This is a genomic window from Neobacillus bataviensis LMG 21833 (assembly GCF_000307875.1).
GTDB lineage: Bacteria > Bacillota > Bacilli > Bacillales > Cytobacillaceae > Neobacillus > Neobacillus bataviensis.
Genome location: NZ_AJLS01000025.1, coordinates 1 through 598, shown reverse-complemented (window position 1 = coordinate 598; position 598 = coordinate 1). Strand labels below are relative to the sequence as shown.

General features: G+C 38.5%; 1 protein-coding gene. It reads left to right on the top strand.

Annotation, left to right across the window (positions count from 1 at the left end; translation table 11 throughout):
* The coding region (locus tag BABA_RS02485; protein ID WP_007083543.1) for an amidohydrolase at window positions 1-598 on the top strand (598 nt) is incomplete at both ends.

Here is a 598-nt window from a genome sequence, read left to right as displayed (position 1 = left end):
AACTCTTGCGTTGAGAGCAGACTTTGATGCTCTTGCTATTTTTGAAGATAATGATTTAAGTTTTAAATCGGTCAATCCAGGAGTAATGCATGCCTGCGGACACGATGCACATACTGCATATTTGATGGTACTTGCTAGAGAACTAGTAAAAATAAAACAAGAACTTCCGGGAAGAGTTAGAATTGTCCATCAACCAGCAGAGGAAGTATCTCCTGGTGGTGCCAAAGGTATGATTAAAGCAGGAGCTCTTGACGGTGTCGATAATATGATCGGGGTTCATGTGATGACTACAATTAAAACAGGGGTCATTGCCTATCATAATAAAGAAACTCAAACGGGACGTTCTAATTTCACCATTACAATCAAAGGAAACGGAGGTCACGCTTCTATGCCACAATTAAGTAATGATGCAATAGTAGCCGCTAGTTACTTTGTAACTGAACTCCAAACAGTAATTTCAAGAAGAATAGATCCATTTGACATGGGTACTGTAACTATTGGATCATTTGATGGAGCAGGAAGTTTTAATGCTATACAAGATAAAGTAGTGTTAAAAGGGGATGTTCGGATGATGAAAGAAACAACTAGAAAAGTCTTC